A 16,206-nucleotide genomic window follows, 5' to 3' on the forward strand; every position below is an offset into this window, starting at 1 on the left:
CGGGGCGCGGCGCCGAGGGGTCTTCCAGCGCGCACGAGACGCGCCTATCGGCTACCAATCACGCCGGTCATCGGGCAGGCTTGGGGCATGATCCGTCCACCGTTCCTGGCACGGGTGGCTGCCGGCGTTGCTGTCACCGCGTACGAAGAGACCCTCAAGCTGCCGAGCACGGCTGTTTCGTTGCCGATGACGACGGTGAGCCAGATTCTGCAGACGACCATGCGGGTGCAGCAGGTGATGACCTCGCTGGCTATCAAGGGCGACCAGCTCTTCGAGGTCTTCGGTACGGAGACCCAGGAAACTGCGCAGTGGGCGACCTTCGACGAAGACGATGCACCACCGCCGAACGGTGCCGGCGCGTCGCCGGAAACCGACTCGGCAGGTGCTCCCGGCCGTTTCGCCCTGTACTCGATCCCTCCGGCGACCGAGGGCGACCCGACCGCGAGCGCGGAGGGCCAGGCGCCCACCGCTCCGAGTGAAGAGACGTCCGCCGAGGCAGAGTTCGCGGCCGTGAAGGTCGCCGACAGCGGCGGCGACCGGTCCGCGATAGTCGAGTATCTGGACTACGACTCGCTGACCCTCGCCCAGTTGCGTGCCCGTCTGCGCGCGCTCTCGGTGGACGAACTGACCGCACTGCTGGACTACGAGAACGCTCACGCTGCCCGCACACCGTTCGTGACGATGCTGTCGAACCGGATCACGAGCGCGCGTAGCAAGTGACGGCCGGACAGAACGCGGGACGGCCGAACTCCGCGGATCATCCCTGGCCCGTCCGCACCGTGGCGCAGAAGGTGGCGGGCTGGATCGACAAGCTCGGCACCATCTGGGTCGAAGGGCAGATCACGCAGATCAATGCCCGTCCCGGGACACGAACGGCGTTTCTGACGCTGCGCGACCCGTCGGTGGACATGTCCCTGCAGGTGACCTGTTCGCCGCAGCTACTGCAGCAGGCCGCGGTGCCGCTCACCGAAGGCAGCCACGTGATCATGTTCGGGAAGATGACCTTCTGGCCCGGACGCGGCAGCCTCGCACTTCGGGTCACCGAGATCCGGGCCGTCGGAATCGGGGAACTGCTGGCGCGCCTCGAGCGCCTGCGCGCATTGCTCGCGGCCGAGGGACTGTTCGATCCACGATTGAAACGTCCCCTGCCTTTCCTTCCGCGCCGCATCGGCCTGGTCACCAGCCGCGGTAGCGCCGCCGAACGCGACGTGCTCTCGGTAGCTAAGCGGCGGTGGCCGGCCGTGCGGTTCGACGTCCGCCACGCGACAGTGCAGGGACCTACCGCGGTGACGCAGCTCATCGAGGCCCTCGAAGCGCTCGACAGCGACCCCGACGTCGATGTGATCGTCCTCGCCCGCGGCGGCGGTAGCGTCGAGGACCTGCTCCCGTTCTCCGACGAAGCGCTGTGCCGTGCGATCGCCACATGCACGACGCCCGTGGTCAGCGCAATCGGCCACGAACCCGACAGTCCCCTGTGCGACCACGTCGCCGACCTGCGGGCTGCTACCCCCACCGACGCCGCGAAGCATGTCGTGCCGGATGCGGTCGCCGAACTCGATCTGGTCGAGGAACTTCGGGCACGGTCGGCGGCTGCCCTGCGTAATTGGGTACGCCGGGAGCAACATGTCATCGCCCAGTTGCGCGACCGTCCCGTCCTTGCCGATCCGTTCCGTGATCTCGACCGGCGATACGAGGAGGTCGAACGACTGCAGCAGGCAGCACGGCGTGACGTCACACGACTGATCGCGGCGGAGACGTCGACGCTCGAGCATCTGCGTGCGCGACTGGCGACCCTCGGCCCGGCGGCGACCCTGGCGCGTGGTTACGCCGTGGTGCAACGGGTCGTGCCGGGCAGCGATCCGGAAGTGGTGCGCGCACTCGACGAGATGCCCATCGGCACCCAGTTGCGGGTGCGGGTGGCGGACGGCGCAGCTCGCGCGGCCGTCATGGGACACGAACGATAGGAAGACAGAACTGTGACGAACGCGGGAACCGACGACCCCAACGCCGATGTGCGGGAGTTCGGCTACGAGCGAGCCCGGGACGAACTCGTCAACGTGGTGAAGATGCTCGAACAGGGCGGACTCGACCTCGACGATTCCCTGCAGCTGTGGGAACGCGGCGAAGCACTCGCGAAACGGTGCGAGGAACATCTGGCCGGTGCACGCGAGCGTGTCGAGCAAGCGCTCTCGTACGCGGAAGACGACGAGGACGAGTTCGAGGACTGACCGCGGCCGGGGCTCGACCGGAGCCGGTCAGGGCTCGATCGGCTCCGCTTCGTCCGCGGCGGTCGCCAGGGTGATGAACTCCGCCTCGTCGCCGGAACCGCCGATCAGGATGCGCACGTCACCGAAATCGGACACCCAGAGCGGTTCGACCCCTTCACCGCCGTAGACCACCCAGTCGCGGCCGTCGATCGACCGGACGTCGGTGGCTGTGCGAGCTCCACCGGCGACGAATCGCACCAGTTCGTCCTCACCGGCATCCGACTGGGTGAAGCGCACATAGCGGCCCGCCGGAGTGATGAAACCCACGGTGCTCGAATCGCCGCCCTGGTTCCCGGACACGACGCCTCGACTCCCGGAGTTGGGCTGCCAGTCCTCGGGTACCTCGGGGTGGCGGATGGGGAATCCCAGTTCGGAGGCGTCGTATTTCAGACCGGCATCGATGTCGAAGCTCGGCACCGGTCCCGCAGTGGGTCCACCGGGCTTGAACTCGCACTGGCTGGCGATCGCAGCGATGAACAGGCACAGCACGACGAGCGGGATCAGCGACCACGCCATATCGCGAGAGTCCTGCAGGATGCGAGGTTTCTTGGATGCCACACGTCCAGTTTGACAGCTACGGACCGAGCGGGTTCAGGCCGGGCGGGTCCGGCAGCCCACGTGGTCGGCCGTGATGACACAATAGCCAGGCGACACACACGGATCGTGCGGGCGCCGTCGGCGACCGCTCCTCTGCCGGCGCAGCCGCGCCGACCGAAAATCTTCAGGAGGCAGTAGCCCATGACGGCCAGCACCCCACGCCGCGAAGCTCCGGACCGCAACCTCGCACTCGAACTGGTCCGCGTCACCGAAGCCGCGGCGATGGCGGCCGGCCGGTGGGTCGGGCGCGGCGACAAGGAGGGGGGCGACGGCGCCGCGGTCGACGCGATGCGGCACATGGTCAGCTCCGTGTCGATGCGGGGTGTCGTCGTGATCGGCGAAGGCGAGAAGGACGAGGCGCCGATGCTGTACAACGGCGAGGAGGTCGGCAACGGCGACGGCCCGCTCTGCGACGTCGCGGTCGACCCGATCGACGGTACGACGCTCATGTCGAAGGGCGCTCCGGGTGCGATCGCGGTGCTCGCGGTGGCCGAGCGAGGAGCGATGTTCGATCCGTCCGCCGTGTTCTACATGGAGAAGATCGCGGTGGGTCCCGAGGCCGCAGACGTCATCGACATCACGGCACCGATCGCGGAGAACATCCGTCGGGTCGCAAAGGCGAAGAACGTCGCGATCTCCGACCTGACCGTGACGATCCTCGACCGTGCCCGCCACGAGCAGATCATCAAGGACGTGCGTGAGGCCGGTGCCCGCATCCGCCTGATCTCCGACGGCGACGTCGCCGGTGCGATCGCCGCGGCGCGGCCGGGTTCGGGTGTCGACATGCTGCTCGGCATCGGCGGCACCCCCGAAGGCATCATCGCCGCGGCCGCGATGCGCTGCATGGGCGGTGCGCTCCAGGGCCGCCTCGCCCCCACCGACGACGCGGAGCGTCAGAAGGCCATCGACGCCGGACACGATCTCGACCGGGTGCTCACCACGACCGATCTCGTCACGGGCGAGAACATCTTCTTCTGTGCCACCGGGGTCACCGACGGTGAACTGCTGCGCGGTGTGCGGTACTCGGCCGGTGGCGCCGAGACGCAGTCGATCGTGATGCGCAGCAAGTCGGGAACCGTCCGCATGGTCGAGGCATTCCACCGCCTGCAGAAGCTGAGCGAGTTCTCGTCGATCGACTTCCACGGTGTCGCGGGCGCGCACCCTCCCATGCCCTGATCTCGTCGCAGTCCCGACGCGGGGCGCTGTCACGAGTTCTCGTGGCGACGCCCCGCGTCGGCGCTCTTCCGGCATAACGTGGAGGGCATGACCGACACCGAACAGTCTTCTCAGCAGTTCCGTATCGAACGCGACACGATGGGCGAGGTCCGGGTTCCGGTCGACGCTTTGTGGCGCGCCCAGACGCAACGCGCGGTCGAGAACTTCCCGATCTCGGGCCGAGGACTCGAACGCGCGCAGATCCGCGCGCTCGGTCTGCTCAAGAGCGCCTGCGCACGGGTGAACAAGGATCTCGGCCTGCTCGACCCCGGCAAGGCCGACGCGATCATCGCTGCCGCAGATGCCATTGCCGCAGGCGAATACGACGACCAGTTCCCGATCGACGTCTTCCAGACCGGTTCGGGAACGAGCTCGAATATGAACACCAACGAGGTCATCGCCTCGCTCGCCACGAAGGCCGGCGTCACGGTCCACCCCAACGACGATGTGAACATGTCGCAATCGTCGAACGACACTTTTCCCACCGCGACCCATGTCGCTGCGACCGAAGCCACGGTCAAGGACCTGATTCCCGCCCTCGAACATCTGCACGAGGCACTCGCCGCGAAAGCGCGGGAATGGCGCACCGTCGTCAAGTCCGGTCGCACGCACCTGATGGACGCCGTTCCGGTGACCCTCGGTCAGGAGTTCGGTGGCTATGCGCGCCAGATCGAGGCCGGAATCGAGCGTCTCCGCGCGACACTCCCCCGGCTGGGTGAGCTCCCGATCGGTGGTACGGCGGTCGGCACGGGACTCAACGCGCCTGCGGATTTCGGTCCGCGCGTGGTGGCCGTCCTCGTCGAGACCACAGGACTCGAGGATCTGCAACGGGCCCGCGACAGCTTCGAGGCGCAGGCCGCACGTGACGCCCTCGTCGAGGTCTCCGGTGCGCTGCGCACCGTCGCCGTGTCGTTGACGAAGATCGCCAACGACATCCGCTGGATGGGGTCCGGTCCGCTCACCGGCCTGGCCGAGATCCAGCTCCCGGATCTGCAACCCGGCAGCTCCATCATGCCGGGCAAGGTCAATCCCGTTCTCCCGGAAGCTGTTACACAGGTCGCCGCGCAGGTCGTGGGCAACGATGCGACGGTGGCGTGGAGTGGTGCGGCCGGAGCCTTCGAGCTCAACGTCTACATCCCGGTGATGGCACGGAACGTTCTCGAGTCGATTCGGTTGCTGGCCAACGTCTCCCGATTGTTCGCCGATCGCTGTGTCGCCGGACTGGTCGCGAACGTCGAACACCTGCGCACGCTTGCGGAGTCGTCACCGTCGATCGTCACCCCCCTCAACTCGGCGATCGGATACGAGGAGGCCGCGGCCGTCGCGAAAGAGGCCCTGAAAGAGAAGAAGACCATTCGCCAGGCCGTCGTGGACCGCGGCCTGATCGGGGACGGCCTGAGCGAAGAGGAACTGGACCGTCGGCTCGACGTTCTGGCGATGACGAGGGTGGACGAGGAGTCCTGAGGCAGCGCTGCGGACCGCCCCGGATATCACGTTCCGGGGCGGTCGCGGAGGATCATCTCCCCTCGGCAGGTGCCCGCAACCGCATCACTCGAGTACGACCTCCGTCTGAGCGCCGGGTGCCCAGGTGATGTAGCCGAACTGGAAGTTGCTGCGGGCACCGTCGGGAGTCTGCTCTTCGTCGCTGATCGGGAAGCCCAGATCGCCGCCGGCACCGCCCTCGGCCTCCCAGGCAGTGCGGATCTCGCCCCACACGATGTGGGCATCGGTGTCGGGACTCCACGCGATGATGCCGCCGTCGAACTCGGCGACCTGCCCGTCACCGACGTCCTCCTGCTGCCCGGTCGCTGCTCCGAGGGGGCTCGACATGCCGCCGACCTCGTTGTACTTCTGCAGGATCGGTCCGCTGAGGTCCACTTCTTCACCGTCCGGCCCTGGTACGGCGCTCGACTGATCCACCGCGGGCTCGGACGCTTCGGGCGAATCGTTCCCCCCGGTGATCGATTCGACGGCACTCTGGGCCTGAGAGCCCACACTTTCGGCTGCGGACTGGACCGCGCTGGTCGCACTTCCCACCACGTCACCCGCAGAATTGTCATTGTCACCGCAGCCCACGACCACCAGTCCGACCGCGGCTGCGGCCGCCACCAACGCCGCCCTGCGTCGGGGAATTCGCTTCATCGCTTCGCTCCTGTCGCTGTGAGGACGGGTACTCGATTTCAGGGTGCCCGACTCCTCCCCGCCACGATCCGGTTTCCAGCGATTCTGTGGCCTGTGGGAATCGGACCCCGCTGTCCCACCAGCCTCGCTAGCATTCGAGCCACGTCGACGCCGAGGAGAACGATGAGCACACCGACCACCACCGGGCAGGCCGTCGCTACGGTGACAGATTTTCTGGACGCGATGGTCGCGGAGGACACCGACCGGGCCGCCTCGCTGCTCGCCGACGACATCGCGTGGCACAACACCTGGCTCCCCACCATCCGCGGAGCCTCCCGTGTGCGGCAGATCCTCGCCGGACTGGAGCGACCGGGACTGGGGTTCGGCGTCGTCGTCCACCACATCGCCGCCGACGGCGACATCGTGCTCACCGAACGCACCGACGCCCTGCAGCTCGGGCCGGTCCGGATCGAGTTCTGGGTGTGCGGCACCTTCGAGTTACGCGAGGGACGGATCGTCTTCTGGGACGACCATTTCGACGTGCTCACCTTCTTCCGTGGAGCCGTCGTGGGCGTACTCCGCGCACTCCTGCGCCGCTCCTGACGGCCCCTTCGCGCACGCATAGAATCCGGTTCGTCGTCGAAAGGTTCGGCGACGAACCAGCAGGGAGCGATGACATGTCCGAGGCCGAGCACACTCCGGGGTTCACCACGGGTCTGCAGATCCGGCGCGAAGTGATGGGCGACGACTTCGTCGAGCGGGCGTTGGAGCGTTCACGCGGAACGGACTCCGAGGCGATGCAGGAATTCGTCACCGAGCATGCATGGGGCGCGGTGTGGTCCCGGCCGGGGTTGGATCGGCGCAGCCGCAGCCTGCTCAATCTGGGCATGCTCATCGCTCTGCGCGCCGAGAACGAACTTCGCGGACACGTCCGCGGAGCACTCCGCAACGGACTCGGCCGCACAGAGATCATCGAATCGGTCGTGCACTGCACGGCCTACTGCGGCGCCCCCGCCGGGCTCGCCGCGATGCGGGTCGTCCAGGAAGTACTCGAGGCCGAGCTCGGTCCCGCCTCCGAAGACGACGAGCCCGGCGCGTCCGACCAGACGTAAGCCGCAAACGGCGCGTCCGGCCAGGAGCCGGACGCGCCGTTCGGAGTGGGTACTCGTCACGCGCCGGGCGCGAACTCCTCGAGCATCTCCGTCACGAGGGCCGCGATGGGCGACCTCTCACTGCGCGTGAGCGTGACGTGTGCGAACAACGGATGGCCCTTGAGCTTCTCGATGACCGCTGCAACACCGTCGTGCCGGCCGACACGCAGATTGTCGCGCTGCGCGACGTCGTGAGTGAGCACGACGCGTGAGCCCGCACCCAGCCGCGACAGGACGGTGAGCAGCACGTTTCGTTCGAGCGATTGCGCTTCGTCGACGATCACGAACGAGTCGTGCAGCGATCTGCCACGAATATGCGTGAGCGGCAACACTTCCAGCATCCCGCGGCTGAGGACTTCCTCGAGCACCGCCGGGCTGGCCAGCCCTTCGAGGGTGTCGAAGACTGCCTGCCCCCACGGGTTCATCTTCTCCGCCTCGGTGCCCGGCAGGTAACCGAGGTCCTGCCCGCCCACGGCATAGAGCGGCCGGAAGACCACCACCTTGCGGTGGGTGCGCCGTTCCAGCACCGCCTCGAGCCCTGCTGTCAGGGCCAGGGCGGACTTTCCGGTTCCGGCCTTGCCGCCGAGGGAGACGATTCCGACCGATTCGTCGAGGAGGAGGTCGAGGGCGACACGCTGCTCGGCGGAGCGACCGTGCAATCCGAACGCTTCCCGGTCGCCGCGCACGAGCTGGACCCGCTTGTCGGCGGTGACCCGCCCGAGTGCGCTGGACGAACCCCCGAGCAACCTGATCCCGGTGTGGCACGGAAGATCCCGGGCCTCGTCGATGTCCACGACACCCTGGGCGAACAGCTCGTCGATCCGAGCACGGTCCACCTCGAGCTCGGTCATGCCCGTCCATCCCGAGGGCACCACGTCCTGGGCGTGGTACTCGTCGGCGTCGAGCCCGACGGCACCGGCCTTGACGCGCAGCGGGATGTCCTTGCTGACGAGGACCACGGCCCGCCCTTCGGTGGCCAGATTCAGAGCGCACGCGAGGATACGGGAGTCGTTGGTCTCGGTGCGGAAACCCGCCGGCAGGACCATCTGATCGGTGTGGTTGAGCTCCACGTGGAGGGTGCCGCCGTCGTCCCCGATGGGGATGGGCTGGTCGAGGCGTCCGTACTGCTGCCGGAGGTCGTCGAGCAACCTCAGCGACTCGCGGGCGAACCAGCCGAGCTCGTGATGATGTCGCTTTCCTTCGAGTTCACCGATCACGACCAGAGGGAGGACGACTTCGTGCTCCGCGAACCTGGTGACCGCCCAAGGGTCGGAGAGCAACACTGAGGTGTCCAGCACATAGGTGCGTACTGCGGATTCTTTCACAACGGCGGTGTCGGAGGTGTGGCCGGAGCGAGTGGGGACGGAGCGTGTTGCGTTCACGTGGGGCTCCTCGGCCCGGACGGCACGGCCCGGACTTGTTCGGTGGGCCGGCAGGTCCCCGGTGTCGTCTCGACCACGGAGGCCCGGTGCCGGCCCCCTCGCTCGGACTGTGACAGCCACACGATCAGGGACCTCCCGTGCAGTCGGCATCTGCGCCGCCTACACCCCCGACGCTAACGCCGAAACCTCCGATTCGCGCGGTGGTGGGGCAAGCGTGTCGGTGAAGTTTGCGTAAACGCCGGTACCGGCGTCAGCGCAGCGAAGCCGTGAGTCTCGCGGTCTCGAGGTCCCGTCGGCGCGTCGAGGCCGTGATCGCCTCGATCATGGCGTCGGTGGTCTCGACCCGGCCCACCCGCTTGGCGACGTAATCGAGTGCCATGAGGTGCTCGTCGCGGGAGAAGTCGGCGGTGGCGTCGAGAGCCATGAAAGGCGCCACGTCGCTCATGAAGGCATCGGCGGCGCTGAGCATGCAGCCCATATGTGCGTAGACACCCGTGACGATCAGCTGGTCGCGACCGTTGTGCGCGAGCAGCTGACGGAAGTCGGTGCGCTGGAAGGCCGAATACCGCCACTTGGTGACCTGGATGTCGTCCGAGCCGGGGGTGAGCTCGTCGATGACTTCGGTGTCACGCCCGGTGCTCAGACCGGCACCCCAGAAATCGGCGAGGATGCCGCGACGCGACGGATGCTGGTCGCCGGGCTGCATGGTGTACACGACGGGAACACCCGCGGCCAGGCACGCCTCGCGCAGACGGACGATGTTCGGCACCACTGTCGCGAGCGGTTCTTCATCTCGCTGATAGGCGTCGATGAAGTACTTCTGCATGTCGTGGATGAGCAGCGCACAACGAGACGCATCGAGCGTCCAGTCCACACGGGCAGCAGGAATCTCGCCGCCGGTGGGCAACTCGTACGGGTCGATGCTGGGGATGGCCATGCGACTTCCTTCTCGTCCGGGGAGGGCGGTGCTGTTTCCGACGGCGTCGGCATGCGTAGGCTACCCTAACCAAACCGGCGGTGGGGATTGTCGACCCGGACAGACGCCGCCGGCCCGCACCGAAGTGTCGGTGCGGGCCGGTCGTGGTCATCGCTCGTCGCCGTGCGACGGTGGACGAACCGTCAGATCAGACGCCAGTCCTCGAGTCCCTCGTACAGCGGAACGGACTGCGCCAGGGCGCTCACGCGCGTACGCAGCGACTCGGCGTCGCCACCACCGATGAGGGTCTGCGCAATGATGTCGGCGACCTCGGTGAACTGCTCGTCACCGAAACCGCGGGTTGCGAGTGCCGGGGTACCGATCCGCAGACCCGAGGTGACCATCGGCGGGCGCGGGTCGAAGGGAACCGCATTTCGGTTGACGGTGATCCCCACCTCGTGGAGCGCATCCTCACCCTGCTGGCCGTCGAGCTGCGAGTTGCGCAGGTCCACCAGGACCAGGTGCACGTCGGTGCCGCCGGTGAGCACCGAGATGCCCTTGTTCGCGACGTCCGACTGCGACAGGCGATCGGCGATGATCCGTGCGCCGGACAAGGTGCGCTGCTGGCGGTCCTTGAACTCGTCGCTCGCGGCGATCTTGAGCGCGACAGCCTTCGCCGCGATGGCGTGCATGAGCGGGCCGCCCTGCTGACCGGGGAAGACCGCCGAGTTGATCTTCTTCGCCCACTCCTGCTTGGCGAGGATCAGACCGGAGCGGGGACCACCGAGGGTCTTGTGCACGGTGGTCGACACGACGTCGGCGTAGGGCACCGGCGACGGATGCAGTCCCGCAGCGACCAGGCCTGCGAAGTGCGCCATGTCGACCCACAGATATGCACCGACCTCGTCGGCGATGGAACGGAAGGCGGCGAAATCCTCGTGACGCGGGTAGGCGGACCAGCCGGCGACGATCACCTTCGGCTTCTCCCGCAGGGCGATGTCGCGGACCTCGTCCATGTCGATGCGGTGGTCTTCCTTGCTGACCCCGTAGGACGCGACGTCGTACAGCTTTCCGGAGAAGTTGAGCTTCATGCCGTGCGTGAGGTGGCCACCGTGCGCGAGATCGAGGCCGAGGAGCTTCTCGCCGGGCGTCATCAGCGCCATGAGCACCGCCGCGTTCGCCTGCGCACCCGAGTGCGGCTGGACGTTCGCGAAGTCGGCGCCGAAGAGTTCCTTCGCGCGGTTACGAGCGAGGTCCTCGATGACGTCCACGTTCTCGCAGCCGCCGTAGTAGCGACGACCGGGGTACCCCTCGGCGTACTTGTTGGTCAGGACACTTCCCTGTGCCTGCAGCACGGCGCGCGGCACGAAGTTCTCCGACGCGATCATCTCGAGGGTGTCGCGTTGACGGGACAACTCGCCGGCCATGGCCTGGGCGACCTCGGGATCGAGATCGTTCAGTGCGGCAGTGTTCACGTCGGCGCCGGGCGCAGCGGTCATCGAGGTTTCTCCAAGCAGAGGATGTCAGGATACGGCCTCCAGTCTACGAAGGCCGTCCACCCTGCCGGTAGCCGGTACCCCAACGACCTGCGGTTCATCGAAGGCTGCTCGGCACCAGGGGCTCGTCGAGCAGGCGCCGGAACCGCTCCGCGCGCTGGGCTCCGGCCGGAACCTCCTCGAGCCAGCCACCGAGAAGCCGGTAGCCCTCGACGTAGGTACTGATGTACGCGCGCCACAACGGCGAGGAGAGGAATCGCAGCGACTGCCGCGCGCGTTCGGGACTCGTCAGCGACCAGCGCTGCAGAAATTCGACGACCTCGTCGTGACTGCGGCCCCGATCGTGGAGCAGCAGCGCAGCGTCCTGCCGTACGGACAACAGCTGCTCGGAGGCCTCGGACAGTTGCTCGGCCAGTTCGCCGTCGAAACGCAGCCCCAGATCGGCATAGATATCCTGCGCCCATTTTCCCCAGCCCGGGCCGACGATCGCTTCGAGCGCGAGATCGGCAAGGCCTTCGGCCATGAGGCACTGCGGCGTGTTGACGAGGAACAGTGTCTGCTCGGCCTGTCCTCCGGCGACGAGACCGGCTTCCTTGCGGCAGTGTTCGGTGTGGTGCCCGGGATACGCCTCGTGCGCGATCAACCGGGGCAGGTGTGCCATCGTCTGTTCGAGATCGGAATTGATTGCGACTCGTGAGCGATAGTCGCCGAGATAGTAGTTGAAACCCGACCACGGCTTGTCGCCGACGACCTCGTACTCCACCCGCTCGGTGTCCGGCAGCGGATAGACCGCGCGTACCTTCTCCCGCAAGGCGCCGGAGAAGGCTTCCACGCACTCGGCGAGGCGATCCGCCGGTATCACTTCGGACCTGCGGTGGTCGTGCATCCGTTCGGCGAGCGAACCCGGTCCGGGAAGCAGCGCATCGAGGCGACGGTGCGCGTCCCGGTAGGCGTCCTCGTCGCCGGGAGCGATTCGGACATCGAAGTACGACTCGACCTCGTCGACGAAGCCGATGTCCTCGCCCGCGAACTTCCGGGCAGAACAGTCGAGTGCGCGCAGATGCACGTCGAGGAACCGGGTTCGTTCGCTGGACAGTCCCGCACCGGGAAGTTCGTCACGGAGGCGCCGTGCGATGTGTGATAGATCACGAGGATCGGGTGCGGGCGCGTTCTCCACCTTGCGGCGCAGAGCGGGATCGCCCGTGTAAGCGTCGACGAAGCCTTCCTCGAGCCGGTCGAAAGCCAAGCCCAACAGCAGGTATTCGTTCACGAAGTCGTCGGCTCCCATACCGGCCGAGCCTAGTCGCTCGGCGGCAGCCCGCCATACGGGAACGCGCCCGGGAAGGGACCCCGGCGAGGCATCACGGTGTGTCAGCGCGCACAATCCGTTACATGGACATGCAACGCCGCATCCGCCGTGCCACCGGGAAGCCGTGCCGATGGCTCGCCTGAACGAACCGAGCCCGTATGTCGAGTTCGACCGTAAGCAGTGGCGAACGCTGCGGAAATCGACTCCGCTCGTCCTCACCGAGGACGAACTGGTCGGGCTTCGAGGACTGGGCGAGCAGATCGATCTCGCGGAAGTCGCGGAGGTCTATCTGCCTCTCGCACGGTTGATCCACCTGCAGGTTGCGGCCAAGCAGCGACTGTTCGCCGCGACGGCGACCTTCCTCGGCGAGAAACACCCGGACCAGCAGGTGCCGTTCGTGATCGGCGTCGCGGGTTCGGTGGCGGTCGGCAAGTCCACCACGGCCCGCGTGCTCCAGGCGCTGCTGGCCCGGTGGGACCATCATCCGCGCGTGGATCTGGTGACCACCGACGGATTTCTCTATCCCACCAAGGAATTGGTGCGGCGCAACATCATGCACCGCAAGGGTTTTCCCGACAGCTACGATCGGCGCAAGTTGCTGCGGTTCGTCACCGAGGTCAAGTCGGGCGCGAAAGAGGTTGCGGCACCCATCTATTCCCACATCTCGTACGACATCATCCCGGGCCAGTACCATATCGTCCGACAGCCCGACATTCTCATCATCGAGGGCCTGAACGTACTGCAGACCGGCCCTCGGCTGATGGTCTCGGATCTTTTCGACTTCTCCATCTACGTCGATGCCCGTATCGAGGACATCGAAAAGTGGTACGTGGAGCGGTTCCTTGCCCTCCGGAAGACGTCCTTCGCCGATCCGGAAGCACACTTCCACCATTACGCCGACCTGTCGGACCGGGACGCGGTGAGCGCCGCCAAGGAGATCTGGCACTCGATCAATCTGCCGAACCTGGTGGAGAACATCCTGCCGACGCGGCCCCGCGCGACCCTGGTGCTCCGGAAGGACTCGGATCACGCCATCAACCGACTCCGGTTGCGCAAGCTCTGACGGTTCGCCCTTCCGTGGGCGTCAGGTGCCGAAGCGGCGGTGCCGCGCCGCGTAGTCGCGGAGCGCGCGCAGGAAGTCGACCCGGCGGAACTCGGGCCAGTACGCCTCGGTGAACCATATCTCCGAGTAGGCGGACTGCCACAGCAGGAATCCGGACAATCGCTGTTCTCCGGAAGTTCGGATGACCAGATCCGGGTCGGGCTGACCGGATGTGTACAGGTGACTGTCGACGCCCTCCACCGTGACCGCCTCGACGAGTTCCTCGCCTCGCAATCCCTGGGCGTATCTCACTCGCAGCAGGGACTGCACCGCATCGACGATCTCCTGGCGTCCGCCGTACCCGACGGCGACATTGACGTGTGTCCCCGTGCGACCGGCAGTTCCGGCCGCTGCCTCGTGCAGGCGCTTTGCGTGATCGGCCGGGAGCAGGTCGGTAGTGCCGACGATCTTCACGCTCCAGTTCTGGCCGGGCGCGGAGATCTCCTCCACCACGTCCGAAATGATCTCGAGCAGAGCGTCGAGTTCCTCCGGGTCGCGCCGGAGGTTCTCGGTGGAGAGCAGATAGATCGTGGCTCGCTCGATACCTGCCGCGTCGCACCAGCTCAGCAACTCGGCGATCTTCTTGGCACCCTCGCGATGGCCGTGACTGACGTCAGTGAAACCGTTCTCGCGCGCCCAGCGCCGATTGCCGTCGCACATCACCGCGACGTGGCACGGATGCTGCGCTCCCTCGAGTTCCTTCAGCAACCGGCGTTCGTAGAGCCGGTACAGCAATCCGCGCACACTCACCCCGTCATCACCACCCGGGCAACATTACGCCCAGGCGTACGGAGCGTCGCGGCGGTGGCCACACCGGCGCCCGACACGCAGCCGGAAGCTGTAACGTGGCGTCGGAACAAACTTACGGGTGCGTAGGTTACCGATCGGTACCGGGAGGAGCGCGCATGACGGCCTTCGGCCTCGAGGAACTACCCGTCAAACCGCGGATGCGCGGATGGATCCATGCCTGGGCGTTCGGCGTGGCAGTCGTCGCCGGTGCCGCACTCGTCGCCGCCGCAGCCATGCTCGCCCGACCGGGCGCTGTGATCCCCGCGACGATCTACAGCCTCACGGTCTGCGGTGTGTTCGGCGTCAGTGCGCTCTATCACCGCGGCGAGTGGAGCGCTCGAACGCGAATGTGGATGAAGCGCGCCGACCACTCGATGATCTTCGTGTTCATCGCCGGTAGCTACACGCCTTTCGCGACGCTCGCACTGCCCGCCGAGTCCGGACGGACGCTGCTCGTCGTCGTGTGGTCCGGCGCACTGGCCGGCGTCGCCCTGAAGATGCTGTGGCCCACCGCGCCACGATGGGTCGGCGTGCCGCTGTATCTCCTGCTCGGTTGGGCGATCGTGCCTGTCGCCGGACAACTCGTCACCGAAGCCGGTCTCGTGCCCATGCTCCTGCTGTTGGCCGGCGGGCTCTTCTACAGCGGAGGCGCGATCCTCTATGCGAGCCGATGGCCCGACCCCTGGCCGGCGACCTTCGGGCACCACGAGTTCTTCCACGCGGCCACGGTGATCGCAGCGCTGTGTCACGCGGTAGCGGTGTGGCTCGTGATCCTGAATTGAAACCTCATGAACCACAACGTGCAACATCTCACACCATCTGAAGCACAGACCACTCGTTTGTAAACTCGCGAGGGATGTCTATTCCGCTACTCGCTTTCGAACTGACCGAGACCAACCGTGACTGGCTGATCCACCGACCGCTGGCGATCGTGAGTTACATCGTGGCCGCGGTCGTGCTCCGCTTCGTTCTGCATCGGTTGATCGACCGGATGACGAAGCCACGCGCGAGGTCCGGGAAGGCACGGCTGTCTTTCCTCGCACCTTTGCAGGAGCGCGCGGGACGTGCCATCGGCGACCCTCACATCCGCGAACGCCGAGCCCAGCGTGCCCAGACGATCGGCTCGGTGTTCAAGTCCGGCGTGTCGATCGTCGTGCTCGTCTGGGTGGTGCTTCAGACGCTCGATACGCTCGGCTTCAACGTCGCCCCGTTCATCGCATCGGCGGGTATCGCCGGCGTCGCCCTCGGTTTCGGTGCGCAGAATCTCGTGCGGGACTTCATCTCGGGGATGTTCATGCTGCTCGAGGACCAGTACGGGGTGGGCGACGTCGTGGATGTGGGCGACGCGGTAGGCACCGTCGAGTCGGTCGGCCTGCGCGTGACGACCATCCGAGACATCGACGGCACCCTGTGGTTCTGCCGCAACGGCGAGATCCTGCGCGTCGGCAACATGAGCCAGGGGCATGCCGTGGCCGTGATCGACGTACCGATCGCGTCCACTGCCAACGTCGACCGCGCCTGCCAGATCGCGCTACGGGCGGTCCTCGACGGGGTCGAGCGCGAGGACATCGCGCCCGACGTCCTCGAGAAGCCCGAACTGCTCGGCGTCAACTCCGTCACGGCGGGGGCCGTGACCCTGCGCCTGACGGTGCGCGTGCGCGCCGGCAAGCAGTGGGGTATCCGCCGGAGCCTGACCCGGGCGGTTCTCGAGGCGTTCGAGACCAACGGGATCGACTCGCCGAACGTGGCGGTCGCGACCGTCTAGATGTACTCGGCCGTGACGTTGGTAGCAGGCGTGTCGGCTTGATGTGAAGAGAACCTCCGAGTGGGGTGTGGCTTGTCTAAGGCCCACATCCGCTCG

General features: G+C 66.8%; 17 protein-coding genes. 10 read left to right on the forward strand and 7 right to left on the reverse strand.

Features of this window, described 5'->3' with window-relative positions; genetic code table 11:
• The first annotated feature begins 87 nt into the window (after positions 1-87).
• Genes ABZ789_RS09005 through ABZ789_RS09015 form a run of 3 tightly spaced genes read left to right on the forward strand, consistent with a single transcriptional unit; the run spans position 88 to position 2,228 of the window.
• Positions 88-720 (forward strand): lipid droplet-associated protein, encoded by a 633-nt coding sequence (locus ABZ789_RS09005; RefSeq protein WP_358422063.1) that lies wholly within the window; start codon positions 88-90, stop codon positions 718-720.
• Complete coding sequence (xseA, locus tag ABZ789_RS09010; protein ID WP_358422066.1) at positions 717-1,964, forward strand: exodeoxyribonuclease VII large subunit; 1,248 nt, start codon at positions 717-719, stop codon at positions 1,962-1,964. Before ABZ789_RS09005 ends, xseA begins: the two co-directional genes overlap by 4 nt.
• A gap of 12 nt (positions 1,965-1,976) precedes the next feature.
• A complete protein-coding gene (locus tag ABZ789_RS09015; protein ID WP_358422069.1) occupies positions 1,977-2,228 on the forward strand; it encodes an exodeoxyribonuclease VII small subunit in 252 nt (83 codons plus the stop codon).
• A 27-nt stretch (positions 2,229-2,255) separates the two neighbouring features.
• Here the strand turns inward: ABZ789_RS09015 and ABZ789_RS09020 are convergent, their stop codons facing one another.
• Entirely contained in the window at positions 2,256-2,825 is a 570-nt protein-coding gene (locus ABZ789_RS09020) for a DUF4245 domain-containing protein (RefSeq protein WP_358422072.1), read from the reverse strand.
• Between the two features lie 180 nt (positions 2,826-3,005).
• Between ABZ789_RS09020 and glpX the strand changes: the two genes are divergently transcribed.
• Both glpX and ABZ789_RS09030 read left to right on the forward strand, forming a co-directional pair.
• On the forward strand, positions 3,006-4,040 hold the full coding sequence (glpX, locus tag ABZ789_RS09025; RefSeq protein ID WP_358422075.1) for a class II fructose-bisphosphatase: 1,035 nt from the start codon (positions 3,006-3,008) through the stop codon (positions 4,038-4,040).
• 87 nt (positions 4,041-4,127) lie between these two features.
• Positions 4,128-5,543, forward strand: coding sequence for a class II fumarate hydratase (locus ABZ789_RS09030; protein WP_358422078.1), 1,416 nt, complete (start codon positions 4,128-4,130; stop codon positions 5,541-5,543).
• Positions 5,544-5,627: 84 nt separating this feature from the next.
• On the opposite strand, the gene ABZ789_RS09035 is transcribed toward ABZ789_RS09030, so the two are convergent.
• Positions 5,628-6,221, reverse strand: a complete 594-nt coding sequence (locus tag ABZ789_RS09035) for an esterase (RefSeq protein WP_358422081.1) — start codon at positions 6,219-6,221, stop codon at positions 5,628-5,630.
• A gap of 162 nt (positions 6,222-6,383) precedes the next feature.
• Between ABZ789_RS09035 and ABZ789_RS09040 the strand changes: the two genes are divergently transcribed.
• The gene (locus tag ABZ789_RS09040) at positions 6,384-6,803 is read left to right on the forward strand and encodes a limonene-1,2-epoxide hydrolase family protein (RefSeq protein ID WP_358422084.1); all 420 of its coding nucleotides are present in this window, start codon (positions 6,384-6,386) and stop codon (positions 6,801-6,803) included.
• Positions 6,804-6,877: 74 nt separating this feature from the next.
• Positions 6,878-7,312, forward strand: coding sequence for a carboxymuconolactone decarboxylase family protein (locus ABZ789_RS09045; RefSeq protein ID WP_358422087.1), 435 nt, complete (start codon positions 6,878-6,880; stop codon positions 7,310-7,312).
• A gap of 56 nt (positions 7,313-7,368) precedes the next feature.
• Here ABZ789_RS09045 and ABZ789_RS09050 read toward each other — a convergent pair whose 3' ends face one another.
• From ABZ789_RS09050 to ABZ789_RS09065, 4 genes are all read right to left on the reverse strand, one after another.
• Entirely contained in the window at positions 7,369-8,676 is a 1,308-nt protein-coding gene (locus ABZ789_RS09050; RefSeq protein ID WP_358422178.1) for a PhoH family protein, read from the reverse strand.
• A gap of 307 nt (positions 8,677-8,983) precedes the next feature.
• Positions 8,984-9,670: an isochorismatase family protein gene (locus ABZ789_RS09055; RefSeq protein WP_358422089.1), complete on the reverse strand. Its 687-nt coding sequence runs from the start codon at positions 9,668-9,670 to the stop codon at positions 8,984-8,986.
• Positions 9,671-9,852: 182 nt separating this feature from the next.
• Complete coding sequence (gene glyA, locus ABZ789_RS09060) at positions 9,853-11,148, reverse strand: serine hydroxymethyltransferase (protein ID WP_358422092.1); 1,296 nt, start codon at positions 11,146-11,148, stop codon at positions 9,853-9,855.
• Between the two features lie 94 nt (positions 11,149-11,242).
• Positions 11,243-12,433 (reverse strand): DUF885 domain-containing protein, encoded by a 1,191-nt coding sequence (locus ABZ789_RS09065; protein WP_358422095.1) that lies wholly within the window; start codon positions 12,431-12,433, stop codon positions 11,243-11,245.
• A 151-nt stretch (positions 12,434-12,584) separates the two neighbouring features.
• Here ABZ789_RS09065 and coaA point away from each other — a divergent pair, with 151 nt between their 5' ends.
• Complete coding sequence (gene coaA / locus ABZ789_RS09070) at positions 12,585-13,517, forward strand: type I pantothenate kinase (RefSeq protein ID WP_358422098.1); 933 nt, start codon at positions 12,585-12,587, stop codon at positions 13,515-13,517.
• Positions 13,518-13,538: 21 nt separating this feature from the next.
• Here coaA and ABZ789_RS09075 read toward each other — a convergent pair whose 3' ends face one another.
• Entirely contained in the window at positions 13,539-14,306 is a 768-nt protein-coding gene (locus tag ABZ789_RS09075; RefSeq protein ID WP_358422101.1) for an isoprenyl transferase, read from the reverse strand.
• 155 nt (positions 14,307-14,461) lie between these two features.
• On the opposite strand from ABZ789_RS09075, the gene ABZ789_RS09080 reads away from it, so the two are divergent.
• Positions 14,462-15,127: a hemolysin III family protein gene (locus ABZ789_RS09080; protein WP_358422104.1), complete on the forward strand. Its 666-nt coding sequence runs from the start codon at positions 14,462-14,464 to the stop codon at positions 15,125-15,127.
• Between the two features lie 74 nt (positions 15,128-15,201).
• Positions 15,202-16,110, forward strand: coding sequence for a mechanosensitive ion channel domain-containing protein (locus ABZ789_RS09085; protein WP_358422107.1), 909 nt, complete (start codon positions 15,202-15,204; stop codon positions 16,108-16,110).
• The last annotated feature ends 96 nt before the right edge of the window (positions 16,111-16,206 follow it).

Source organism: Rhodococcus sp. NPDC047139 (assembly GCF_040643435.1).
GTDB lineage: Bacteria > Actinomycetota > Actinomycetes > Mycobacteriales > Mycobacteriaceae > Rhodococcus.

What these genes read in the sequence shown, in the direction of transcription:
- ABZ789_RS09035 (WP_358422081.1), bottom strand. Translation starts at nt 6,221, where the DNA reads ATGAAGCGAATTCCCCGACGCAGGGCGGCGTTGGTGGCGGCCGCAGCC.
- ABZ789_RS09065 (WP_358422095.1), bottom strand. Translation starts at nt 12,433, where the DNA reads ATGGGAGCCGACGACTTCGTGAACGAATACCTGCTGTTGGGCTTGGCT.
- glpX (WP_358422075.1), top strand. Translation starts at nt 3,006, where the DNA reads ATGACGGCCAGCACCCCACGCCGCGAAGCTCCGGACCGCAACCTCGCA.
- ABZ789_RS09045 (WP_358422087.1), top strand. Translation starts at nt 6,878, where the DNA reads ATGTCCGAGGCCGAGCACACTCCGGGGTTCACCACGGGTCTGCAGATC.
- ABZ789_RS09085 (WP_358422107.1), top strand. Translation starts at nt 15,202, where the DNA reads ATGTCTATTCCGCTACTCGCTTTCGAACTGACCGAGACCAACCGTGAC.
- coaA (WP_358422098.1), top strand. Translation starts at nt 12,585, where the DNA reads ATGGCTCGCCTGAACGAACCGAGCCCGTATGTCGAGTTCGACCGTAAG.
- ABZ789_RS09055 (WP_358422089.1), bottom strand. Translation starts at nt 9,670, where the DNA reads ATGGCCATCCCCAGCATCGACCCGTACGAGTTGCCCACCGGCGGCGAG.
- glyA (WP_358422092.1), bottom strand. Translation starts at nt 11,148, where the DNA reads ATGACCGCTGCGCCCGGCGCCGACGTGAACACTGCCGCACTGAACGAT.
- ABZ789_RS09005 (WP_358422063.1), top strand. Translation starts at nt 88, where the DNA reads ATGATCCGTCCACCGTTCCTGGCACGGGTGGCTGCCGGCGTTGCTGTC.
- ABZ789_RS09030 (WP_358422078.1), top strand. Translation starts at nt 4,128, where the DNA reads ATGACCGACACCGAACAGTCTTCTCAGCAGTTCCGTATCGAACGCGAC.
- ABZ789_RS09040 (WP_358422084.1), top strand. Translation starts at nt 6,384, where the DNA reads ATGAGCACACCGACCACCACCGGGCAGGCCGTCGCTACGGTGACAGAT.
- ABZ789_RS09080 (WP_358422104.1), top strand. Translation starts at nt 14,462, where the DNA reads ATGACGGCCTTCGGCCTCGAGGAACTACCCGTCAAACCGCGGATGCGC.